The organism is Solimonas sp. K1W22B-7 (assembly GCF_003428335.1).
Classification (GTDB): Bacteria; Pseudomonadota; Gammaproteobacteria; order Nevskiales; family Nevskiaceae; genus Solimonas_A.
The window spans coordinates 1,649,945-1,673,817 of the sequence record NZ_CP031704.1; the positions used below are offsets into that span (position 1 = coordinate 1,649,945).

At 68.7% G+C, this 23,873-nt stretch carries 18 protein-coding genes; 12 read left to right on the plus strand and 6 right to left on the minus strand.

Features of this window, described 5'->3' with window-relative positions:
- Positions 1–102: 102 nt before the first annotated feature.
- Complete coding sequence (locus D0B54_RS07600; RefSeq protein ID WP_162932288.1) at positions 103–2,919, plus strand: TonB-dependent receptor; 2,817 nt, start codon at positions 103–105, stop codon at positions 2,917–2,919.
- 162 nt (positions 2,920–3,081) lie between these two features.
- On the opposite strand, the gene D0B54_RS07605 is transcribed toward D0B54_RS07600, so the two are convergent.
- From D0B54_RS07605 to D0B54_RS07620, 4 genes are all read right to left on the minus strand, one after another.
- Positions 3,082–4,677, minus strand: coding sequence for an SMP-30/gluconolactonase/LRE family protein (locus tag D0B54_RS07605; protein WP_117290719.1), 1,596 nt, complete (start codon positions 4,675–4,677; stop codon positions 3,082–3,084).
- 21 nt (positions 4,678–4,698) lie between these two features.
- Entirely contained in the window at positions 4,699–5,883 is a 1,185-nt protein-coding gene (locus tag D0B54_RS07610) for an AraC family transcriptional regulator (protein ID WP_117290721.1), read from the minus strand.
- A gap of 200 nt (positions 5,884–6,083) precedes the next feature.
- A complete protein-coding gene (locus D0B54_RS07615) occupies positions 6,084–7,181 on the minus strand; it encodes an AraC family transcriptional regulator (protein WP_117290723.1) in 1,098 nt (365 codons plus the stop codon).
- 91 nt (positions 7,182–7,272) lie between these two features.
- Positions 7,273–8,910: an AMP-binding protein gene (locus tag D0B54_RS07620; RefSeq protein ID WP_117290725.1), complete on the minus strand. Its 1,638-nt coding sequence runs from the start codon at positions 8,908–8,910 to the stop codon at positions 7,273–7,275.
- Between the two features lie 186 nt (positions 8,911–9,096).
- Here D0B54_RS07620 and D0B54_RS07625 point away from each other — a divergent pair, with 186 nt between their 5' ends.
- From D0B54_RS07625 to D0B54_RS07650, 6 genes are read left to right on the plus strand one after another with little or no spacing between them, the layout of a single operon-like run.
- Positions 9,097–9,870, plus strand: coding sequence for an SDR family NAD(P)-dependent oxidoreductase (locus tag D0B54_RS07625; protein WP_117290727.1), 774 nt, complete (start codon positions 9,097–9,099; stop codon positions 9,868–9,870).
- 38 nt (positions 9,871–9,908) lie between these two features.
- Complete coding sequence (locus tag D0B54_RS07630) at positions 9,909–10,541, plus strand: carboxymuconolactone decarboxylase family protein (protein WP_117290729.1); 633 nt, start codon at positions 9,909–9,911, stop codon at positions 10,539–10,541.
- Positions 10,538–12,205: a class I adenylate-forming enzyme family protein gene (locus tag D0B54_RS07635; RefSeq protein WP_205527300.1), complete on the plus strand. Its 1,668-nt coding sequence runs from the start codon at positions 10,538–10,540 to the stop codon at positions 12,203–12,205. Before D0B54_RS07630 ends, D0B54_RS07635 begins: the two co-directional genes overlap by 4 nt.
- Positions 12,206–12,251: 46 nt before the next feature.
- On the plus strand, positions 12,252–13,310 hold the full coding sequence (locus D0B54_RS07640; RefSeq protein ID WP_117290731.1) for an NAD(P)H-dependent amine dehydrogenase family protein: 1,059 nt from the start codon (positions 12,252–12,254) through the stop codon (positions 13,308–13,310).
- Between the two features lie 9 nt (positions 13,311–13,319).
- Positions 13,320–15,005: an FAD-dependent oxidoreductase gene (locus tag D0B54_RS07645; RefSeq protein WP_117290734.1), complete on the plus strand. Its 1,686-nt coding sequence runs from the start codon at positions 13,320–13,322 to the stop codon at positions 15,003–15,005.
- Between the two features lie 22 nt (positions 15,006–15,027).
- Positions 15,028–15,834: an SDR family NAD(P)-dependent oxidoreductase gene (locus D0B54_RS07650; RefSeq protein WP_117290736.1), complete on the plus strand. Its 807-nt coding sequence runs from the start codon at positions 15,028–15,030 to the stop codon at positions 15,832–15,834.
- A gap of 62 nt (positions 15,835–15,896) precedes the next feature.
- Here the strand turns inward: D0B54_RS07650 and D0B54_RS07655 are convergent, their stop codons facing one another.
- Both D0B54_RS07655 and D0B54_RS07660 read right to left on the minus strand, forming a co-directional pair.
- A complete protein-coding gene (locus D0B54_RS07655; protein ID WP_117290738.1) occupies positions 15,897–16,700 on the minus strand; it encodes a crotonase/enoyl-CoA hydratase family protein in 804 nt (267 codons plus the stop codon).
- A 22-nt stretch (positions 16,701–16,722) separates the two neighbouring features.
- Positions 16,723–17,331 (minus strand): TetR/AcrR family transcriptional regulator, encoded by a 609-nt coding sequence (locus D0B54_RS07660; protein WP_117290741.1) that lies wholly within the window; start codon positions 17,329–17,331, stop codon positions 16,723–16,725.
- Between the two features lie 151 nt (positions 17,332–17,482).
- Here D0B54_RS07660 and D0B54_RS07665 point away from each other — a divergent pair, with 151 nt between their 5' ends.
- From D0B54_RS07665 to D0B54_RS07685, 5 genes are read left to right on the plus strand one after another with little or no spacing between them, the layout of a single operon-like run.
- Positions 17,483–18,646: an isovaleryl-CoA dehydrogenase gene (locus tag D0B54_RS07665; protein WP_117290743.1), complete on the plus strand. Its 1,164-nt coding sequence runs from the start codon at positions 17,483–17,485 to the stop codon at positions 18,644–18,646.
- 1 nt (position 18,647) lies between these two features.
- Positions 18,648–20,258: a carboxyl transferase domain-containing protein gene (locus D0B54_RS07670; RefSeq protein WP_117290745.1), complete on the plus strand. Its 1,611-nt coding sequence runs from the start codon at positions 18,648–18,650 to the stop codon at positions 20,256–20,258.
- A 19-nt stretch (positions 20,259–20,277) separates the two neighbouring features.
- Positions 20,278–22,263: an acetyl/propionyl/methylcrotonyl-CoA carboxylase subunit alpha gene (locus tag D0B54_RS07675; RefSeq protein ID WP_117295098.1), complete on the plus strand. Its 1,986-nt coding sequence runs from the start codon at positions 20,278–20,280 to the stop codon at positions 22,261–22,263.
- A complete protein-coding gene (locus tag D0B54_RS07680) occupies positions 22,260–23,177 on the plus strand; it encodes a hydroxymethylglutaryl-CoA lyase (RefSeq protein ID WP_117290747.1) in 918 nt (305 codons plus the stop codon). Before D0B54_RS07675 ends, D0B54_RS07680 begins: the two co-directional genes overlap by 4 nt.
- A complete protein-coding gene (locus D0B54_RS07685) occupies positions 23,174–23,872 on the plus strand; it encodes a CoA transferase subunit A (RefSeq protein ID WP_117290749.1) in 699 nt (232 codons plus the stop codon). Before D0B54_RS07680 ends, D0B54_RS07685 begins: the two co-directional genes overlap by 4 nt.
- Position 23,873 lies beyond the last annotated feature (1 nt).

Genomic DNA, 23,873 nt, shown 5'->3' on the forward strand with positions numbered 1-23,873 from the left:
CGATGGGCGCGTGCGCGTGAGCCTGGTGGATGTACAGAATTTCGTGCTTACCGATCCGGCAGTCCGCCGGACGATCAACAATAGAAGAGTGAGAGGAGATCCATGAAGAAAGTTATCGCAGCCATGGCCGCGAGTCTGGTCACCGGGCTGGGTGCCGGATACTCCTTCACCGCGTCGGCGCAAGAGGCCGATGCGGCGGATGCTCCCGCTCCGCAGCAGGCCAGGAGCGAAGCGCCGCAGGGCGCCGCGCCGGCCCAGCCGGCTGCGGCGGAGTCGGACCCGGGCATGGATGCGGTGCTCGACGCCCTTTCGGAGGATCTCCCGGAGTTGCCTCCGGCACCGGCGGCTGCGTCTGCCGCCGGCTCCGCCACCCCGCCGGCCGCCGCCGCGCCCGCCGCTGCAGCCGATGCTGCTCCCGCCGCCGCGCCTGCCGCCCCCGTGGCCGAGACCGAGTTGCCGCTGGACCTGATCCCGGTTCCGCAGAAGGCCGCCGCAGCGACCCCGGCCGCGGCACCCGCGCCGCGGGCCAAGGTGATCGAGGAGATCATCGTCACCGCCCAGCGTCGCGAAGAAAGCATGCAGGAAGTGCCGATCTCCATCACGGTGTTCGACGGCAAGCAGCTGGCCAACGCCAACATCACCAATTCCGCCGACCTGGCGGCCTACACGCCGTCGCTGTCGACCAACAACCGCTTCGGCGCCGACAACGCCACCTTCTCGATCCGCGGCTTCACCCAGGAGTTGCGCACGACGGCCTCGGTCGCCACCTACATGGCCGAAGTCGTGGCCCCGCGCGGCCAGAGTTCGCAGACCTCCGGCGACGGCGCCGGCCCGGGTGCGATGTTCGACCTGGCCAACGTCCAGGTCCTCAAGGGCCCGCAGGGCACGCTGTTCGGACGCAACACCACGGGCGGCGCGGTGCTGCTGGTGCCCAACCGACCGAAGGACGAGTTCGAAGGCTACGTCGAACTGTCGGGCGGCGAGTGGGGCATGCTGCGCCAGCAGGGCGTGCTCAACGTGCCGGTGTCCGAGGACTTCAAGTTCCGGCTCGGCATCGACCGCAACGAGCGCGACGGTCACCTGAACAACATCACCGGCATCGGCACCGATGCGCTGGGCAGCGTCGATTACCTTTCCGGGCGTCTCAGCACGGTCTGGAACATCACCGACGACGTCGAGAACTACACCATCCTGTCCTACATCGATTCGGAGAGCACCGGCTACAGCTCGCAGCTCTATGCCTGCAATCCCAACTTTGTCGGTACGGACTTCTTCCTGCTGTTCTCCGGCCTGCTGCAGTCCAAGTCCTGCCAGCAACAGCTCGCTCGTCAGGCGGACGCGGGTCAGAACGGCTTCTACGACGTGGTCAGCACGATCAAGAGCCCGATGACGAACATCGAGGAGAAGCGCCTGATCAATACGCTGACCTGGGATCTGGCCGAGAACGTCACGCTCAAGAACATCCTGGCCTATGCCCATCTCCATACGGAGAACGGCTCGGACATCTTCGGGACGCAGTTCCGGTACAGCGTGGGCCTTCCCGTTCCTGGTCTTCCCCCCATACCGATCGATCCGGACGCGAGCCGTGAGTTCAAGACCGGCGTTTCGGTGCGCAACCCGGACATCCCGGTCACCAGCCAGGAAACCTACGTCGGCGAACTGCAGCTGCAGGGCACGTCCTTCGAGGGCGCACTGGACTGGCAGGGCGGTGTCTACTTCGAGAACAGCCGCCCGGATGGCTTCTCCGGCAACAACTCCGCCGGCCTGATCTCCTGCGAGATGGCTACCCTCGAGGGCCCTGCCTCGGGGTTCAACTGCTTCGACCCGCTGGGCGGCGTGGTCGGTGGCGTGCTGGTGCAGGAGTACAAGACCGAGTACCTGAACCGTGCCGCGTATACCCAGGGGACCTGGCACTTCAACGAGGAGTTCAGCTTCACCGGCGGTCTGCGCTACACCTGGGACCATACCGAGGGCTATGGCATCAAGACCCGCTACGCCTGGCTCCTCGCGATCCCGCAGGCGCCGACCGAGACGATCACCACGCCGCAAACCAGCAGCAAGGCGCCGACCGGCCTGATCGAGTTCGACTGGAAGCCCTTCGAAGGGCAGATGATCTATGCCAAGTACCTGCGCGGCTACCGCCAGGGCAGCGTCATCCTCGCCGCGGATTCGGGTGTCGACACCTTCAGGCCCGAGAAGGTGGACACCTATGAGCTGGGCCTGAAGACCCAGTTCGGCGGACCGATCCCGGGCCGCTTCAACCTGGCGGTGTTCTACAACGACTTCACCGACCAGCAGCTGCAGCTGGGCTATGTCTCGGCGCCGTCGCTGCAGACCACGACGATCGTCAACGCCGGCAAGTCGCGCATCCAGGGCATCGAGGGCGACGCCTATTTCCAGCTGCTCGACAGCCTGTCGTTCGCGTTGTCCTTCTCCCTGCTCGATACGGAACTGCTGGAGCAGGAAGACCAGACCGACCGCGTGGGCGATGCCGGTGGTGCCATTGCCAGGGCTTCGGTGACACCAATCGCGGAGGTCGGCGACGAACTGCCGTACGCACCGAAGCAGAGCTACGTGGCCGCGCTGAACTGGGAACTGCCGGTGTCGCCGGAATGGGGCCAGATCTATGCCGGCCTGACCTACTCCTACATCGGCGAGCAGCGCTCGGCGGCGAGCAGCTCGGGTCCCTTCGGGATGCTGCCGGCCTTCGACCTGCTGAACCTCAACCTCGGCTGGACCAGGATCCTCGGTTCGCCGGTGGACCTGACCGCCTTCGCGACGAACGTGCTCGATGAGGAGTACACGACCTACACCAGCGGTACCTACAACCTGCTGGCCTACGAATCGCGCGCCGTGGGTACGCCGCGCATGATCGGTGCACGACTGAAGTACAACTTCGGGGCGGCGGCCAACCAGTGATCGCGGTCAGATCCGTGTGATGCATCATCGCCCTCCCGGCCTGGACAGGCCGGGAGGGCGATCTCTTTTGGGACCCGGGAAAGGGTAGAGCCTGCCCGAAGTTCTCTTTGGGGGAATGGCTTGTCGGCAGCTTGCTGCCGACATCGATCATCCAGGTCCTGCTCAGGATTGCTTGAGCGCCAGCACGCTGCCATCGCCATCGGCGGACAGATAGAGCGTTCCATCCGGGCCGGCGGCGATGCCGGCGAACGGGCCCATCGGTCCCGAGAAGGGTGGGAATCCGCGCAGGGGCTTCGGAATGACGCCGGGCGGGGCGCCGACCGGCAGGTCGGCGGCGAGGGTGAGGCGCTCCTTCGTCTTCAGGTCGAAGGAGATCAGCGTCTGCGCGCCCGCATCGACGACGTAGAGTTTCCCGTCCCGCACCAGGATGCCCTGCGGCCGCTGCAGTCCGTCCAGCACGGTTTCGATACCGGAGCGGGCGAGCCGGACCACCCGCCCCGCAGCCGCCTCGGAGACCAGGCAGGCGCCGTCGGCGTCCAGCGCCACGCCTACCGGATCGCGCAGGCCGGAGGCGAGAACCTCGACCTTGCCCGCGCGGATGGACAGCACGCGACCCATGCCCAGCTCCGCAACCATCACGCTGCCGTCGGGCGCCACGGCCAGGCCGTAAAGCTGGTCGAAGCCCTGGGCCAGGACCTCGCTTTGGTTCTGCGCCGGGCGATAGCGCGAAACCTGTCCGCCGGCGGTGGCGACGATCAGCTCGCCGTCGCCGACGGCAGCCAGGCCGCGGGCATACCCCGGGTAGCCGGGGCTGAACAGCATCCCGACCGACCTGAGTGCGCCGTCCGGCAACAGCACGAAGAGATTGGCGCCATCGGCGACGTAGACCTGGCCGCTGCTGTCCACCGCAAGGTCGAGCGGCCCGTTGAGGCCGCAGGGCAGCAGGTTGCGGGTGTCGCCGTTGCCGGCGATTTCGGTGATCTGCCCGTTGAAGTTGGAGACGAACAGGCGCTCGCCGACGAATGTCAGGTTATCCAGGCCGGGGTCCAGCCGCGCCAGCACGCTGCGCTCGCCGTTGCGCGGATCGATGCGCAGCACCTCGCCCGAGTGAACCTGGGTCGAAACGATGCAGCCGCTGGAATCGAACTTCACCGAATCGGGTACGCCGAGATCGGCCGCCACTTTCTCCGCGGGGCCGCCCTCGGGGTTGATCCGCCAGATCTCGTTGCTGCCCATCACCGGGAAATACAGCATGCCGTCGGGGCCGACTTCCATGGCGTTGGGCATCGGCACGTCTGCGAGCAGCACCCGCGGCGCGCCGCCGTTGAGGTCCAGTTCCAGCAGGCGGCCACCGATGCGGCACTCGCCGATGAACAAACGGCCCTGGTGGACCGTGATGCCGTTGGCGCAGGGGATGTCGTCGCGCAGCACGCGCGTGCGGCCGTCGGCGCCGCGCATGCTGACCCGACCGTCCATCACCTCGGTGGCGTACAGGTTCCCGGCCGCATCGAAGGCCAGGTCGTCGGGCGCGATGATGTCGCCGCCCTTGGCGCTGATGGTCTCGATCTGGCCCGTGCGGACATCCAGGGCGCTGATCTGGCTGCCGGATACCTGGGCCACGTAGATGCGGCCGTCGGGGCCGGTGCGCAGGCCATTGGCACCGAACAGGCGGCTGGGCGGGGTGAGGTGCTTCAGGTTCCAGCCCGCGGCGAGGCGGGGCGATCGGGTGGCGGCGTAGCGCCCGGCGTGCAGCGACATCCTGGGGAGTCTCCTTGCGGGTTACCTGATCGACTCGCGCGGGCCCGGAGAGGCTGCGCCGGCGTTGGCCGACTGCTCCTTGCGCAACTGGCGCGGCGAGGCGGAGAACCAGCGGTGGCAGCTGCGTGACAGCACCGAGGTTTCGGAGTAGCCGAGAATCTCCGTCATCCGCACCAGCGAGACGTTGGCCTGGCCGAGATGGCGCAGCGCGACCTCGCGCCTGACCTGGTCCTTGATCGACTCGAAGGATTCGCCCTCGTCGCGCAGCCGGCGCTGCAGCGTGCGCGGGTGCAGGCTGAGCCTTGCCGCGACGTGCTCGTGGGTGCAGCTGCCTTCCGCGAGCAGGTGCGTGATGATGACGCGCACCCGCGTGGCCAGGCCCCTGGGAATGGCGGGAAAGCGCTGGTCGACATAGCTGGTGGCGATCTCGTAGAGCTGCGCGTCGCGCTCCGGCAGCGGCAGGTCGAGATCGCGATCCTCGAAGAACAGGCCGTTCATGCTCTGCCCGAAGCGCACCGTGGCGTTGAAGTTGGCGCGATACACCGACAGCGGCGCGCGCGGCTCGTGGCTGAACCAGATTTCCGGGGAGCGGATGCGCCCCTTGCTGATCGCATTGACCAGGTGGTGCATCAGGGCCAGGGCATGCTCCGTGGCCTGCACCTGGATCGCCGGGGTGGCGGGGACGTTCTCGAACAGCATGAAGATCCTGCCGTCGTCCGGCAGCTGTTCCATGCACAGGCGCGCGGCGCTGCTGTACGCGTGTACGTGGTCGGAGAAGTACTGCAGCGCCTCGCGCAGCGTCGGGGCGTTGCGGATGGCGATGCCGATCGGCCCCAGGGTCTTTGCCGGCCCCTGCATGGCCTGGGCCGCGGCGAGCCGCATGCCGAAATCCGGGCAGGCGAGCTCGGTTGCCGCGTGCTCCAAAAGCTGCGCCACGTCGAGGAAGGGCAGGGCGCCGTTCTCGTCCTGCAGTGCCGTGGCGTCGATCGGGGATTCCCGCAGGAGGGCGCTGGCGTTTGCGCCGAGGCCCGTCACCACGTCTTCGAACTTGCCGAAAGTGCGTGCCCGCACCATGCCGGCCTGGTCGATCGACCACTGGGCGCCCGCGGGCGATGGCGTGCCGCGCCGTACCGGAGTCGCGCGCTCCTTGCGCGCAAATCCCCGGCCCGGATCGGACAGGCTTGCCGTGGAATCGACCGGACTCATGCGCTCTCTCCTCGCATCGTACCCGTTGAATTATTCAACACTGATGTTCATTGTTGCCCAGGGCCGGGCCGCTGTAAAGGCGGCCGGCAGGGACAGCCATCCGTCCGGAATTCGGGTGGCGGTCATGGCGAGCGGGGCAGGGCCGCGGTTGTTGCGATGCAGCATGCGGATGCGCGCCGGTGGCGCGGGCGATCGGCGCTTCAGGCGCTCTGGGCGCGTGCCCGGTCCTCGACATTCGCAGCGCCGTGCCGGAGCTGGCGCGGCGAGGCCGAGAACCAGCGATAGCAGCTGCGCGACAGGGCCGAGGTCTCGGCATAGCCCAGCATCCGGGCGACCTGGATCAGGGGCACGCTCGATTGCCGGAGATAGCGCAGGGCGATATCGCGGCGCACGCCGTCCTTGATCGCCTCGAAGGACTCGCCCTCGGCCTTCAGGCGACGCTGCAGCGTACGCGGATGCATGCCCAGCATCGAGGCCACGCCGTCGTAGCTGCAGCCGCCGTCGAGCAGCAGGCGTTCGACGATGCCGCGCATGCGGGCACTGAGCAGCGAATCCTTCGCCGGGAAGCGGCTGCTGATGAAGTCCGAGGCCAGCTCGTAGAGCTGCGGGTCCGCATCGGGAACCGGGGTATCCAGGTCCGGCTCGGCGAACAGCAGGCCGTCCATGGCTTGTCCGAACCGCACGGGGCTGCCGAAGTAATCGAGATAGCCCGAGGGCGGCGACAGGGGTTCGTGCATGAACCAGACCTCGCGTGCGCGCGTCTGGCCGCCGGTGACGTGCAGGGCCACGTGCTGGGCCAGCAGCAGGGCGCGTTCGATGGCCTGGCAGTGCCCGGACAGTTTCGGCAGCAGGATCTCGAAATGGAAGAACAGCTCGCTGTCCGCAGGCCCCGGCTGGGCATGCATCTGCGAGGCAGTGCTGTAGACCTGCAGATGCTGTGTGCAGTAGTGGAAGGCCTCGCGCAGCGTGCGCGAGTTGCGCATCGCGAATTCCAGCGGCCCCAGGACCTTCAGGCCATCCTGGGCGGCGGCCAGGCGCATGCCGAAGTCGGGGCAGTCCAGTTCGTCCGCGGCGCGCTCGAGCAGCTGCACCAGTGTGCGGTAGGGGATGAGCGCATGGCGGTTGTCCAGCACGCCAGGGTCGATGTTGGCCTTGGACAGCAGGGCGGCCGGGTTGCCGCCGAGCCCGGTGACCACCTCGCCGAACTTGCGCAGGGCATCCACGCGCACCAGTGCATGGGCCTCGTCGGCGGCCCCTGCTTCCGGGCCCGGAGAGTCTGTCGCGCATGCCCCTGCCATTGAAAAATCCTCCGCCAGTACGGGGCGAGGATGGCCCAGCGCCGCAGTCAGCGCAAGGAATTTATATCAACAATGTTGTTTAATAAGCACTTTAAGCGGGCTGCAGGAGACTCGCGCGGAGCTGGTGCTTCAGGACCTTGCCGGCATCGTTCTTGGGCAGCGCCTCCAGCAGCAGCACCTGCTCGGGCGCCTTGAACAGGGCGACACCCTGCGCGTTGAGGAAACTGCGCAGGCTGGCCACGTCGGGGCCGGGCGCGCCCTTCGGGGGAACGATCACCGCGCAGGCGCGTTCGCCGGTGCGTGCGTCGGGCAGCCCAACGATGGCGATCTCGGCGATCTGCGGATGGCCGATGAGGATGTCCTCGACTTCCTTGGGCGAGATGTTCTCGCCGTTGCGGATGATGATGTCCTTGGCGCGGCCGGTCACGACCAGGTAGCGGTCGTCATCGAATCGCGCCAGGTCGCCGGTGCGGAAATAGCCCTGCGCATCGAACGACCCGGCCTCGTCTTCCGGATGCAGGTAGCCCACCAGCATCTGCGGGCCGCGGGCATGAATCTCGCCCTCGCCAGCAGGAGCGGAGCCGTGGTTCAGCAGTGTGATCTCGGCAAAGCCCGCGCGGCCATCGGTATCGGCAGCCTGCCGCGTCTCCTCCGGCCGCGTGGCGCCGACGGTGGTGATCGGTACTTCGGTGGAGCCATAGACGCGGGTGACGACGGCACGCTCGAAGTAGTCCGCCGCGTCGCGGATCAGCGAGGGCGGCACCGAGGCGCCGCCGCAGACGAAGACCTTGAGGCTGGGTAGCCGCGTGCCGGCGCGGCGGCTGGCGGCCAGCAGCTGTTCGAGAAACGGCGTGGCGCCGGCCATGTGGCTGCAGCCCTCCGCCTGCATGATCTGCACCGCCTCATCGGCATCCCAGCGTTCCATCAGCACGGCGGTGGTGCCGAGCAGCAGCGGGCTCTCGAAGGCATAGATCGAGCCGCCGATGTGGCCGATGGGCGAGGGCACCAGGAACCTGTCCCCCGGCTCCACCCGCCAGTGTTCGCCGACCTGTCGGATCAGCGCGTGCAAGCTGTTGTGCGTATGCAGCACGCCCTTGGGTCGTCCGGTGGTGCCCGAGGTGTAGAGCACCATGCGCACCGCGTCGGGATCGCGCGCGGGAAAGGCCGTGGCCGGCGGTTCCTGCCGCAGCAGGGAGTCGTAGGCCGTATGCGGACCCGGGTCGCCGCGCAGCACCACCACTTCGGGCGGATTTTCGATCTGCGCCGCCACGCGGCCCAGCATCGCGGCGTAGTCCTGCTGGCGGAAGCTCGCCGGCACGAACACCAGGCGGCTGTTCACGTCCTTCAGGATGAACTGCAGTTCGCGATCGCGCAGCGAGGGCAGGATGGGGTTGACCACCATGCCGGCCAGGGTCGCGGCGAGGTAGATCACCGCCGCCTCGTGCCAGTTGGGCAGCAGGAAGGACACCACGCTGCCGCCGGGCGCGCGGGCCAGCAGGGCCTGCGCGAGCCGCGTGGCCTGCGCATGCAGGGTCTGGCAGTCGATGCGCTGGGTGCCGTCGACCAGCAGCACGCGGCGCGGGGTCTGGTCCGCGGCCTGCTGCAGGGCATCGGCCAGGGTCTGGTGGATCCAGCGGCCTTCGGCATAGGCGCGGGCGGCGCGCGTCTCGTCCCAGCGGATCCAGCGCCCGGAGACCAGTTTTCGATCGGGGTTCAGCTCACTCGGCATCGCGGCAGCTCTTTGGGGAAGCCCAACCCTAGGGCTGCGCGCCCGGCGCGTCTTGATGAATCGCGACAGCCGGCTTGCCAGTGACGCCAGCCGGGCTGTCGCCCCGAGTCAAAGCGCTGTCCTGATCGATCAATACGACGGCCGCAATACTTCGTAGATTCGTGAGGATCAAGGTGAGCCAGTGATATGCAAGTAGCGATCGTTACAGGGGCGAGCAGCGGCATCGGCTTTGGCACGGCCGTCAAGCTGGCCGAGGCGGGGATGGCCGTGCTGGGTGTCGGCCGCGACGAGCGGCGCCTGGCCGACCTGGCCGCGGCCATCGGCGACCCCGCAAGAGTCGCCACCCTGGCGGTGGACCTGACCGCCGACACCGCGCCGCGGCAGGCGGTGGACCTGGCGCTGTCGCGCTGGGGGAGGATCGACTTTCTCGTCAACAATGCCGGCATCGGCAGTCCCAAGCCGCTGCACGAGACCGACGACCAGACCCTGGATCACTTCCTGGGGCTGATGCTGCGCTCGCCGTTCCGCATGGCGCGCGAGGCGATCGTGCACATGAAGAAGGACGCCGCGATCATCAACGTCACCTCCACCTTCGCCATTCTCGGCGGCCTGCGCGGCGGCGCCTACTCGGCCGCCAAGGCCGGCCTGACCGGACTGACCCAGCACATCGCCTGCCAGTACGGTGCCGCCGGCATCCGCTGCAATGCCGTGGCGCCCGGGGTCACGGTCACGCCGATGACCGAAGGGCGCCTGCAGGACGAGCGCTTCCGGCGCATGAACGTCGAGATGACGCCGCACACGCGCCTCGGCACCGTCGAGGACGTGGCCAGCACGATCGCCTTCCTGTGCTCGCCCGGTGGCAGCTTCATCAACGGCCAGACCATCGTCGTCGATGGCGGCTGGAGCTCCACCAAGTACCTGTCGGACTTCGCGCTGACGTCGGAGTGGACGCCGCGCTAGTCGGCGAAGTTTTTGAACAAGTCGGCGGAGAGCCACCAATGCAGAATGACATCGCAGCGCGCGTCGAGCCCTTGCTGCCTCCCGACTGGGATGCCCCGATCCTGGACGCGATGAGCGCCTTCCCGGGCGCCCGCGACTTCGTGCTGGCGAACTGGCAGGGCAAGGACCCCCGCGGCATGCATGGCCTGGGCGTGATGCTGCGCCACCCGGTGGCCACCAAGGCCTTCCTGACCTTCAACAACCACGTCGCGGTGGCCAGCACCGTGTCCAGGCGCATCCGTGAACTGCTGATCCTGCGCATCAGCTGGCTGCGCTGCTCGGAGTACGAGTTCGTGCAGCACACCGTGCTGGGCCTGCGTGCGGGCCTGAGCGAAGCGGAGATCGAGCGGCTGCAGGTCGGCCCCGATGCGCCGGGCTGGGACCCGGTGGACGCCGACCTGCTGCGGGCGGTGGATGAACTGAATGCCGACGCCTGCATCGGCGACGGCACCTGGGAGCGGCTGTCGCAGCACTTCAGCACCGAGCAGATCATCGACATCGTGTACGTGGTGGGCTGCTACGAAATCGCCGCGATGCTGTTCAAGACCCTGGGGGCCCGGCTCGAGCCCGGCGTGCCGGCGCTGGACCCCGCCGTGCGGGTCCGCATGCATGCCGCGAGGACCTGCCGGTGACCGACTCCAGCATTCGCGGCATCCCGCTCGCCGAAGAGCAACTGGGCGCGCTGACCCTGGGCGGATTCCTGCGCGAGGTCTGCGCGGCCAATGCCGGCCAGGAAGCCCTGGTCTTCCACCTGCCGGACGGCAGCATCTTGCGTCGCAGCTATGCCGAGGTCTGGGAGGAAGCGTTCACGGTGGCGCGCGCGCTGGTCGCCCGCGGCGTGACCAAGGACACGCGCGTGGGCCTGCTGGTCACCAACCGCCCGGAGTGGGTGAGCGGCATGTTCGGCATCGCGCTCGCCGGTGGCACCTGCGTGGCGCTGAGCACCTTCGCCAAGGGCCTGGAGCTGGAATACCAGCTGCGCGTCGCCGACGTCTCCCTGCTGATCTTCGAGCGCACGGTGCTGGGCCGCGATTTCGCCACCGAGCTGATCGCGCTTTGCCCGGACCTCGCCAGCGCACGGGGCGAGATGCAGTCGAATCATCTGCCTTACCTGCGGCGCACGGTCTGCATCGGCGATGCCTGCCCTGCCGGCGCCTTCGAGCGCTGGGATGATTTCCTGCACGCCGGGCCGCTGGCCCCGGCGCTGCTGGTCGAGGCCATGAGTGCGGAGGTCGCGCCGACGGACCGCGGCTTCGTGTTCTTCTCCTCGGGCTCCACGGCCAAGCCGAAGGCGATCCAGCACACGCACCGCGCCGCCGCGCTGCAGTGCTGGCGCTGGCGCGGCATCTTCGGCCTCGATCCCGGCGTGCGCACCTGGACCGCCAACGGCTTCTTCTGGTCGGGCAACTTCGCGATGGCGCTCGGTGCCACCTTTGCTTCCGGCGGCTGCCTGGTGCTGCAAAGTGCCTTCCTGGCGGGCGAGGCCCTGCACCTGATGCAGGCCGAGCGCGTGACCCTGCCGATCGCCTGGCCGCACCAGTGGGTCAAGCTGGTCGATGACCCGGGCTGGAAGGACGCGGACCTCAGTTCACTGCGCTACGTCGGCGAGACCTCTGCGCTGCGCACGCACCCCACGGTGAACTGCGACTGGCAGGAGCCGGTATCGGCCTACGGCAGCACCGAGACCTTCACGCTGGTCACCGTCTACCCGAACGGCACGCCGGCCGAGATCGCCAAGGGCAACAACGGCCTGCCATTGCCGGGCAACACCCTGCGCGTCGTCGATCCCCTCACGGGGCAGGTGCTGCCGCGAGGCCAGGCCGGCGAGATCGCCGTGAAGGGCCCGACGCTGATGCTCGGCTACCTGCGCATGACGGCAGAGGAGACCTTCGACGAGGAGGGCTACTTCCGTACCGGCGATGGCGGCTTCATCGACCCCGAGGGTCGCCTGCACTGGCAGGGGCGCCTCAACGACATCATCAAGACCGGTGGTGCCAACGTCTCGCCCCTGGAGATCGATGCGGCGCTGCTGCAGTGCCCAGGCGTCAAGATCACGGCCACCGTCGGCATCCCGCACGACACGCTGGGGGAAATGGTGGTGGCCTGCATCGTGCCGGAGGAGGGTGCGCAGGTGGACGAAGCGGCCGTGCGGGCCTTCGCCGCGCAGCGCCTGTCGAGCTACAAGGTGCCGCGTCGCGTGCTGTTCCTGGAGGAGGCGGACCTGGCGATGACCGCGTCCAACAAGATCAAGACCGCCCAGCTGCGCGAGCTGGCGGCGCGCCGGCTGGCGGGCTGAGCGCAGCGTCGGACTGTTGCAACCATTCATCTGATCGGGGCAAGCCATGAGCGCAGGCGCAAGCCATTCGAAGCGGCGGTACCGGGTGGTGCAGTGGGCCACCGGCAATATCGGCACCCGGTCGCTGCGCTCGGTCATCGAGCATCCGGCCATGAGCCTGGCGGGGCTGTACGTCCACTCCGAGGCCAAGCAGGGCCGCGACGCGGGCACGTTCTGCGGGCTTGGTCCCGTCGGCGTCAAGGCCACGCGCAGCATCGACGACATCCTCGCGCTCGACGCCGACTGCGTGCTGTACATGCAGCAGGGCTGCAACTTCGACGACGTCTGCCGCATCCTGGCCTCGGGCAAGAACATCGTCACCACGCGGACCGAATTCAACAATCCCGCGAGCCTGGCTCCCGAGCTGCGCCAGCGCGTGGAAGCCGCCTGTGCCCAGGGCGGTGCCTCGATCCACTCCACTGGAGCGAGCCCCGGTTTCGTGACCGAGGCGCTGCCGCTGGTCCTGACCTCGCTGCTGCGGCGCCTCGATGGCTTCCGCATCAGCGAGTTTGCCAACCTCGCTCCACGCAACTCGCCGGAACTGCTGTTCCAGGTGATGGGCTTCGGGCAGGCGCCCGATCCGCGGCGCGATGCCGGCCGCGCGCATCATATTCGCGAGGCCTTCGCGCCGTCATTGCAACTGGTGGCCGAGGCGCTGGGGCTCGGGTTCGACGCGGTGGAGGCGCATGGCGAAGTGGCGCTGGCCCGCCGCCGCACCGAAATCGCCGCGGGGGTCCTGGAGGCAGGCACCGTGGCGGCACAGCGCGCCACCGTCACCGGCCTGTACAAGGGCGAGAAGCTGATGAGCTTCGACGCCAACTGGTATTGCGGCACCGACATCGATGCGGACTGGGATCTGCGCTCCGATGGCTGGCGCATCGAGATGGCCGGCGACGTGCCGATGGCCGTCGATATCCGCTTCCCGGTATCCGTCGAGCAATGGCCGCTGGTATCGCCCGGGCTCACGGCCCACCGCGCCGTCAACGCCGTCCCCTGCGTCTGCGAGGCCGCGCCGGGGATCCGCACGACCGTCGACCTGCCGCAGATCATCAGCACCCTGGCCTAGGCCCGATTCGTGGCGACGGATTTCAACGAGACCTTCGACTTCGTCATCGCCGGCAGCGGCGGCGGCTCCATGTGCGCGGCGCTGGTGCTGCGCGCGGCGGGCAAGAGCGTCCTGATCCTGGAGAAGACCGACCTGGTGGGCGGCACCACCGCCCGCTCCGGTGGCGTGATGTGGCTACCGGACAATCCGTTCATGAAGCGCGACGGCGTCGCCGACAGCTACGAGCAGGCGGCCCGCTATCTCGAGGCACTGCTGGGCGGGCAGGGCGATGCACCGGGCTCCACGCCGGCCAGGCGCCGGCGCTACCTGGCCGAGTCGCCGCGCATGCTGGAATTCCTCGCCGGGCAGGGCGTCCGGCTGACGCGCGTCGCGGAATGGCCGGACTACTACGACGAACTGCCCGGGGGCTCCGCCGCCGGCCGCACCGTGGTCGCCGAGCTGTTCGACATCAACGAGCTGGGCCCCTGGGCGAAAAAACTGCGACCGAGCTTTGTCCAGATTCCCCTGCCGGCTTCGCTGGAGGAGATGCTGGAACTTCCCGCCCTCAAGCGCTCCTGGCGGGTGAAATGGCTGGTGCTGAAGCTGGTGTGGCGTGCGCTGCTGGCGCGGCTCACCGGCAAGCGCTGGGTGGCCGGCGGCGCGGCGCTGCAGGGCCGCATGCTGCAGGCCGCGCTTCGCGCCGGCGTCGAGATTCGCACCGATTCCCCGGTGAGCGGGCTGGTCGCCGAGGACGGTGCCGTGAAAGGCGTGCAGACCACCAAGGACGGCCGCCCCTGGCGGGTTGCCGCGCGCCTGGGGGTGCTGGTCAATGCCGGCGGCTTTGCGCGCAACCAGCGGATGCGCGACCGCTACATGCCGGGCACCTCGGTGCAGTGGAGCCTGGCGGCGCCCGGCGACACCGGAGAGATGATCGAGGAGATGATGCGCCACGGTGCCGCCGTCGCGCAGATGGACGAGCGCGTCGGCAACCAGTTGACGATTCCGCCCGGCACGGAAGACAGCGAGATCAAGCCCACCGCCCAGGCCATGACGGCGGCGCCGCATGCCATCCTGGTCGACCAGGATGGCATGCGCTACATGAATGAAGGCGGCTCCTACATGGCCTACGCCAAGGCCATGCTGGAACGTCACAAGAGCGTGCCTGCGGTGCCGAGCTGGGCGGTGTTCGACAGCCAGTACATGGCCAAGTACATGCTCGCCGGCACCCTGCCAGGCAGCAGCAAGCCGCAGCGCTGGTATGACGAAGGTTATCTGAAGCGGGCCGACAGCCTCGAGGAACTGGCGCGGCAACTGGGCATGGAGCCCGCCACGCTCAAGGCCACGGTCGAGCGCTTCAACGGCTTTGTCGCCGGCAATCGCGACGAGGATTTCCATCGCGGCGAACGCGCCTACGACCGCTGGCTGGGCGACTACCTGCAGCAGCCCAATCCGGCGCTGGGCAGCATCGAGCGGGCGCCGTTCCACGCCGTGCCGGTCTACCCGGGCGACGTCGGCACCTACGGCGGCGTCGTGACGGACGAGCAGGCCCGCGTGCTGCGCGAAGATGGCTCGATCATTCGGGGGCTCTACGCCACCGGTGTCTCGACCGCCTCGGTGATGGGGCGCTTCTATCCCGGGGCGGGCAGCAGCGTCGGCCCGTCCTTCGTCTGGGGTTATGTCGCGGCGCGCCATGCCGCGGGCCTTGCATCTTCGTGACCGCATTCCGGAAGGAGGCAGGATGAACTTCGCCGAGCGCTACGGCCCCTGGGCCCTCATCGCGGGAGCGTCCGAGGGCACCGGCAGGTCCTTTGCGCAGCTGATCGCGTCCAGGGGCGTCAACTGCATCCTGCTGGGGCGGCGCGAGGAGCCCCTGCTGGAGTTGGCGCGGGAGATTCGTGAGCGGAGCCTGGTCGACTGCGTCACCGGCAGCGTCGACCTGGCCGCAGCCGATGCGATGGAGCGGATCGTGGCCCTGGTCGGGCCGCGCGAGGTCGGCCTGCTGGTGCTCAATGCCGGGGCCGATCCGAACGGCGCGCTGTTCCTCGATCGCGACATCGAATCCTGGCTGGGCCTGGCGCAGCGCAACGTCATGGCGACGATGCGCTGCTGTCATCACTTCGCGCGCAGCATGAAGCCGCGGGGCAGGGGTGGGCTGCTGCTGGTGAACTCGGGTGCCTGCTATGGCGGCGCTCCCTACATGGCGGCCTACGCCGGCACCAAGGCCTTCGGACTGTGCTTCGGCGATGCGCTATGGGCCGAGCTTCAGCCCCAGGGCATCGATGTGCTCACCCTGGTCCTGGGCCAGACGGACACGCCGGCCTTCCGCAAGCTGCTGGCGGACAAGGGCCTGCCGGTGCCGGACAAGCTTGCCTCGCCCGACGATGTCGCGGCCACCGGGCTCGAGCGCCTGGCACAGGGCCCGGTCCATCACTGGGGACTGGCGGACGACGAAGCAGGTTATGCGCCCAGTTCCGCGGCTGCGCGGCGGACGCGCATCGGGATGGTCGCCCGCATGACGCGGCGGGTGTTCGGCGGCGGGACTTGAGCCGGGGGATGCGATGAACAGCACCGACCTCAGTTGTCCGACCGACAGGCCATTGCCAGGCCCTAGCGCCCGGTGAAAACCGGCGGGCGCTTCTCGACGAAGGCGTTGACCGCCTCGGTGTGGTCGGCGGTTTCATGGGCCAGGGCCTGGAAGGCCGCCGACAGCTGCAACACGTCGGACAGGCGCTGCTGCTGGCCCTCGCGCAGCAGGCGCTTGGACAGGCGCAGGGTTCTGGCCGGGTTGGCGGTGATGCGCCGGGCCAGTGACAGGGTTTCTTCCATCAGGCGATCGGCGGCGACGACGCGGGACACCAGGCCCATGGCCTTGGCCGCCGTGGTGTCGATGCTGTCGCCGGTCAGGATCAGTTCGGAGGCGGCCGACAGGCCGACGATGCGCGGCAGGATCCAGGCGCCGCCGTCGCCCGGCACCAGGCCCAGGCGGATGAAGCTGGAGGCGAACGTGGCGGTTTCCGAGGCGATGCGGATGTCGCAGAGGCAGGCCAGGTCCAGGCCCAGGCCCACGGCGGGGCCGTTGATCGCCGCCACCATCGGCAACTCGCATTCCCACAGCGCCTCGATCACCTTCTGCACGCCGCGGCGGTAGTTGGCGCGCGTGGCCGCCGGGCTGTCCAGCGCGGTGATGCCTTCGCGCTTCTGCATGGCCTGCACGCTGCCGCCGGCACAGAAGGCGCTGCCGGCACCGGTCAGCACGATGCAGCTGGCGTTGTCCTGCTGGGCCCGCTGCAGCGCGGCCGCCAGGTCCTCGCAGTCGGAGAGCTCGGCGATGGCGTTGCGGCGTTCCGGGCGGTCCAGCCGCAGGGTGACGATGCGGTCTTCGAGGCTGTAGTGGACGAAAGGCTGGCTCATGGAAGTAGTCCTGGGTTGGGGATCAGCGGCTGCCGGTGACGGCGCGCTCGCAGAAATCGACGATGCCGCGCACCACGGCTTCGCCGGCCTTGCGCGGGGTGGCGGGTTCCACCGGGCGCACCAGCGCCTCGGTGAAGGCGCCGACGATGCAGGCGGCGCTGACATCCACCGACTGCCTGGGGAACTCGCCGGAGGCGACGCCCTCGCGCAGCACGCGCTTGAACACGTCGCCGAACTGGCGGCGGCACAGCAGGCGCGCGGCCTCCACCTCGGGGTCCGCCGGTTCTGCGATGAAGGCATAGGCGAGGGAGGGGCCCTTGAGGGCGCGCCGGGCAAAGGACTCCACCGCGGCGCGCAGGCGCAGTGTGGCGTTGCCCTGTCCGTCGACGATCGCGTCGAGGATCTCGCATTCGTGGGCCACCGCGGAATTCAGCACCTCGACGAACAGCGCCGCCTTGGAGGGGAAGTAGCGGTAGATCGCGCCGGTCGACAGGCCGGCGGCCTCGGCCACGGCCGTGATCGAGGCCAGGCGGAAGCCGCCCTCGGCCACCAGCTTTCTCGCGGACAGCAGGATGCGCTGGCGGTTTTCCGCCAGGCGTTCCTGCATCAGGGCGGAGCGCTGGTAGGCCATTTGTGAACCATATTTAGATTTATGAAAGGCATTTCACTTTTTACCAGATTGGGCATAGACTGCGCCATCCCCGGGAGGATTCTAGGCGGTCTCGCCTGTCCCCCGTACTTCCCGACCGCTGTCCGCTATTACGCTGGAGCCCGGAGCCGCCATGAGCCATCTTTCCCTGAACTTCGCCCTCGGCGACGACATCGACCAGCTGCGCGACGCGGTGCAGGAGTTCGCCCGGCGCGAAGTGGCCCCGCTGGCCGAGAAGGCCGACCGCGACAACGCCTTCCCCAACCAACTCTGGCCCAAGCTGGGCGAGCTGGGCATCCTCGGCCTGACGGTGGAGGAGGAGTACGGCGGCACCAACCTGGGCTACCTGGCGCATGTCGTCGCGATGGAGGAAATCTCCCGCGCCTGCTCGGCCATCGGCCTGTCCTACGGCGCGCACTCCAACCTCTGCGTCAACCAGCTGCGCAAGAACGGCAGCGAGGCGCAGAAGCACAAGTACCTGCCCAAGCTGATCTCCGGCCAGCACATCGGTGCGCTGGCCATGTCCGAGCCGGGTGCCGGTTCCGACGTGGTCAGCATGAAGCTGCGCGCCGAGAAGAAGGGCGATCGCTACGTCCTCAACGGCAACAAGATGTGGATCACCAACGGTCCGGACGCCGACACGCTGATCGTCTACGCCAAGACCGACCCGGCGGCGAAGTCGCGCGGCATCACCGCCTTCATCATCGAGAAGGGCTTCAAGGGCTTCTCCACCGCACAGAAGCTGGACAAGCTGGGCATGCGTGGCTCCAACACCTGCGAACTGGTGTTCCAGGACTGCGAAGTGCCGGAGGAGAACGTGCTGGGCAGCGAGGGCCGCGGCGCCGCGGTGCTGATGTCGGGCCTGGACTACGAGCGCATCGTGCTGTCGGGCGGCCCGCTGGGCATCATGGCGGCCTGCATGGACGTGGTGCAGCCCTATGTGCGCGACCGCAAGCAGTTCGGCCAGGCCATCGGCGAGTTCCAGCTGATGCAGGGCAAGCTCGCCGACATGTACGTGGGTCTCAACGTCTGCCGCGCCTACGTCTACGCCGTGGCCCGCTCGGCCGACCGTGGCGAGACCACGCGCAAGGACGCGGCCGGCGCGATCCTGTACTCCGCCGAGAAGGCCACCTGGATGGCCGGGCAGGCGATCCAGGCCCTGGGCGGCAACGGCTACATCAACGAATTTCCCACCGGCCGCCTGTGGCGCGACGCCAAGCTCTACGAGATCGGTGCCGGCACCTCGGAGATCCGCCGCATGCTGATCGGCCGCGAACTGTTCGTGGGCGGGCGCTGACATGAGCAACGTCATCCAGTCGAAGCTGCGCAGCGGCAGCGAGGAATTCAAGGCCAACGCGGCGCTGAGCCGCAAGCTGGTGGAGGAACTGCGCAGCGTCACCGCGCAGGCCGCCCTGGGTGGCTCCGAAGCGGCGCGGCAGAAGCACACCGCCCGCGGCAAGCTGCTGGCGCGCGACCGTGTCGACGGCGTGCTCGACGCCGGCTCGCCGTTCCTGGAGCTGTCGCCGCTGGCGGCCCATGGCATGTACAACAACGAGATCGCCTGTGGCGGCGTGGTTGCCGGTATCGGCAGCATCGCCGGCCGCGAATGCATGATCGTGGCCAACGACGCCACCGTGAAGGGCGGTACCTACTACCCGATCACGGTCAAGAAGCACCTGCGTGCGCAGGAAGTGGCGCGCGAGAACCGGCTGCCCTGCGTCTACCTGGTGGACTCCGGCGGCGCCTTCCTGCCGATGCAGGACGAGGTGTTCCCGGACAAGGAGCACTTCGGCCGCATCTTCTACAACCAGGCCAACCTTTCGGCGCAGGGCATTCCGCAGATCGCCTGCGTGATGGGCTCCTGCACCGCCGGTGGCGCCTACGTGCCGGCGATGTCGGACGAGACCGTGATCGTGCGCAACCAGGGCACGATCTTCCTCGGTGGCCCGCCGCTGGTGAAGGCGGCCACCGGCGAGGTGGTGAGCGCCGAGGACCTCGGCGGTGCCGACGTGCACACGCGCATTTCCGGCGTGGCCGACCATTTCGCCGAGAACGACCACCACGCGCTGGCACTGGTGCGCCGCATCGTCGGCAACCTCAACATCCGCAAGCAGCCGGGCGTGGACCTGCGCAGCCCCGAGGCACCGCTGTACGACCCGGAGGAGCTGTACGGTGCGATCCCGGCGGACACGCGCAAGCCCTACGACATTCGCGAGGTGATCGCCCGCATCGTCGACGGTTCGCGGCTCGACGAGTTCAAGGCGCGCTACGGCAGCACCCTGATCACCGGCTTCGCCCATGTCCATGGCTACCCGGTGGGCATCGTCGCCAACAACGGCATCCTGTTCTCGGAGTCCGCCCAGAAGGGCGCGCACTTCATCGAGCTCTGCGCCCAGCGCGGCATCCCGCTGGTGTTCCTGCAGAACATCTCCGGCTTCATGGTCGGGCGCAAGTACGAGAACGGCGGCATCGCCAAGGACGGCGCCAAGATGGTCACCGCGGTGGCCACGGCGCAGGTTCCCAAGTTCACCTTCCTGGTCGGCGGCTCCTTCGGTGCCGGCAACTACGGCATGTGCGGCCGCGCCTACTCGCCGCGCTTCCTGTGGAGTTGGCCCAACTCGCGCATCTCGGTGATGGGCGGCGAGCAGGCCGCCAGCGTGCTGGCCACCGTGCGCCGCGACGGCCTGGAGGCGCAGGGCAAGAGCTGGAGCGCCGAGGACGAGGAGAAGTTCAAGGCACCGACGCGCCAGCAGTTCGATGCCCAGGGCAGCCCCTACTATGCCACCGCCCGGCTGTGGGACGACGGCATCGTCGATCCCGCCCAGACCCGCCGCGTGCTCGGCCTGGGCCTGTCCGCCGCGTTCAACGCGCCAATCCCGCAGACGCGCTTCGGCGTGTTCCGGATGTGATCGCCCGGATGCCATGACCATGTTCACGAAAATACTGATCGCAAACCGCGGCGAGATCGCCTGCCGCGTCATCGCCACCTGCCGCCGCCTGGGCATCCGCACCGTCGCGGTGTATTCCGAGGCCGATGCCGGCGCGCGCCATGTGCGCCTGGCCGACGAGGCGTACTGCGTGGGCCCCGCTGCCTCGCGCGAGAGCTACCTGCGCGCCGAGCGCATCGTCGAGGTCGCACGCCGGAGCGGCGCCCAGGCGGTGCATCCGGGCTATGGCTTCCTGTCCGAGAACGAGGGCTTCGCCGAGGCCTGCGCCGCGGCCGGTATCGCCTTCATCGGCCCACCGGTGACGGCGATCCGCGCCATGGGCTCCAAGTCCGCCGCCAAGGCGCTGATGGAGAAGGCTGCGGTGCCGCTGGTGCCGGGCTACCACGGCGACGAGCAGGCACCGGCCTTCCTGCGCACGCAGGCCGACCGCATCGGCTACCCGGTGCTGATCAAGGCCTCGGCCGGCGGTGGCGGCAAGGGCATGCGCGTGGTCGAGAGCAGCGAGGCCTTCGAGGCCGCGCTGGCCTCCTGCCAGCGCGAGGCCCGCGCCAGCTTCGGCGACGACCGCGTGCTGGTGGAGAAGTACCTGCAGCGTCCGCGTCACATCGAGATCCAGGTGTTCGGCGACAGCCAGGGCAACATCGTCAGCCTCCACGAGCGCGACTGCTCGGCGCAGCGCCGCCACCAGAAGGTGGTGGAGGAAGCGCCGGCACCGCACATGACCGCAGAGCGTCGTGCCGCCATGGGCAAGGCCGCCTGCGATGCCGCGCGCGCGGTGGGCTATGTCGGCGCCGGTACCGTGGAGTTCATCGCCGATACCGGCGGCGAGTTCTACTTCATGGAAATGAACACGCGCCTGCAGGTCGAGCACCCGGTGACCGAGATGATCACCGGCCTGGACCTGGTGGAATGGCAGCTGCGCGTTGCCAGCGGCGAGCCGCTGCCGCTGCGCCAGGAGCAGGTGCCGCTGCGCGGGCATTCGATCGAGGTGCGCGTCTACGCCGAGGAGCCGGAGAAGGGCTTCCTGCCCTCGATCGGCCGGCTGGCGCATTTCGCGCCGCCGCAGGCCTCCGCCCATGTCCGTGTCGACAGCGGCGTGGAGCAGGGTGACGAGATCAGCCCGCACTACGACCCGATGATCGCCAAGCTGATCGTCTGGGACGAGAGCCGCGAGCGCGCCACCGAGCGCATGCTGCGCGCGCTGGCGGAGTTCCGCATCGCCGGCGTCGGCAACAACATCGCTTTCCTGTCGCGCCTGGTCGGCCACGCGGAGTTCCGCGCCGGCCAGGTCGATACCGGCCTGATCGAGCGCGAGCGGGAGACGCTGCTGGCGTCCGCCGCCGCGGCCCCGGTCACGGCGTTCGAGGCTGCGGCGCTGTGGCGCCTGCGCAGCGAGCAGGCCGAGGCGCGGGCACGGGGTGCGGCGACGCTGGACCCGCAGTCTCCCTGGGCCCAGGGAGACGGCTGGCGCCTCAACAGCACGCAGTCGCGTTCGCTGCGCTTCCGCCAGGGCGAACAGGAGACCGCCGTGGCCGTGGGCTATGCCGGTGGCGGCTTCACCGTCGGCGGCGCCGCGGCGACGCTGGCGGGCGAGGGCGATGCCCTGTCCTGGGCGCTGGGCGAGCACCGCGCCGAAGCCCATGTCGTGGCGCTCGGCGAAGACCTGCACGTATTCCAGGGTGGCCTGCGCCATCTGCTCCAGGTGGTCGATCCGCTGGCGCATGCCGGCGAGGAACAGGAGGCCCACGGTGGCCTGACCGCGCCGATGCCGGGCAAGATCGTCGCCCTGCTGGTGGAAACGGGCGCCGTGGTGGAGAAGGGCGCGCCGCTGCTGGTGATGGAGGCGATGAAGATGGAGCACACGCTCTGTGCGCCGGCACGCGGCACCGTGAAGGCCTTCCTCTGCACGGCCGGGGAGCAGGTCAAGGACGGCGTCGAACTGGTCGATTTCGAGGCGGCGGCATGAGTCCGCTGCCGCGGCAGGTCAAGCTCGTCGAGGTCGGCGCGCGTGACGGCCTGCAGAACGAGCCCGGCGTGGTGGCCACTGCCACCAAACTCGCGCTGATCGGCAAGCTGGCCGATGCCGGCCTGCGCTACATCGAGGCCACTGCCTTCGTGTCGCCCAAGTGGGTGCCGCAGATGGCGGACCAGGACACGGTGATGCGCGGCGCGCCGCGCCGCGAGGGCCTGCGCTACTCGGCGCTGACACCGAACCTCAAGGGTTTCGAGGCGGCGCTGGCGGCCGGCGCGCAGGAGGTGGCCGTGTTCGGCGCCGCTTCCGAGGCTTTTTCGCAGAAGAACATCAACTGTTCGATCACCGAGAGCCTGCGCCGCTTCGAGGATGTGATGGTGGCGGCGCGCGCGGCCAACATTCCGGTCCGCGCCTACGTGTCCTGTGCTCTCGGCTGCCCCTACCAGGGCGAGGTTTCACCGGAGCAGGTCGCGGATGTCGCCGGGCGGATCTACGACATGGGCTGCTACGAGATTTCGCTGGGTGACACGGTCGGTGTCGGCACGGCGGGAAAGACGCAGGCGATGATCGAGGCGGTGGCGCGGCGCGTGCCGCTGCAGCACCTCGCCGGGCATTTCCATGACACCTACGGCCAGGCCCTGGCCAATGTCTATGCCGCGCTGCAATGCGGTGTGGCGGTATTCGACAGCTCGGTTGCCGGGCTCGGCGGCTGCCCCTATGCGGCGGGTGCCTCGGGTAATGTCGCCAGTGAAGACCTGGTGTACCTGCTGCAGGGCCTGGGCATCGAAACCGGCGTCGATCTTGCGGCCCTGGCGGCAGCGGGTGATTTCATTTCGGGTGAACTCGGCCGGCCGACGCGCTCGCGCGTGGCGACGGCCATGGCAGGCAGGAAGGAGAAACAGGCATGAACAAGCTATACCCCAGCGCCGCGGAGGCGCTCGCGGGACTGGTCAAGGACGGCATGACGCTGGCGGTGGGCGGCTTCGGCCTCTGCGGCATCCCGGAGGCCCTGATCGACGCCTTGCGCGACAGCGGTGCGCGCGAGCTGACGGTCATTTCCAACAATGCCGGCGTCGACGATTTCGGCCTCGGCAAGCTGCTGACCACGCGCCAGGTGCGCAAGATGATCTCGTCCTATGTCGGCGAGAACAAGGAATTCGAGCGCCAGTACCTCGCCGGCGAGCTGGAGCTGGAGTTCACGCCGCAGGGCACGCTGGCGGAGAAGCTGCGCGCCGGCGGCGCCGGCATCCCGGCGTTCTACACCCGCACCGGCTACGGCACCCTGGTGGCCGAGGGCAAGGAAACCCGCCAGTTCGACGGCCACTGGTACGTGATGGAGAAGAGCCTGCGTGCCGACATCTCGCTGGTGAAGGCCTGGAAGGCCGACACCGCCGGCAACCTGGTGTTCCGCAAGACGGCGCGCAACTTCAACCCGATGTGCGCGACCGCCAGCCGCATGTGCATCGCCGAGGTGGAGCAGATCGTCGAAGTCGGCGAACTGGACCCGGACCAGGTCCATACGCCGGGGATCTACGTCAAGCGCATGGTGCTCAACGCCACGCCCGAGAAGCGCATCGAGAAACGCACCGTGAGGCAGAACTGAC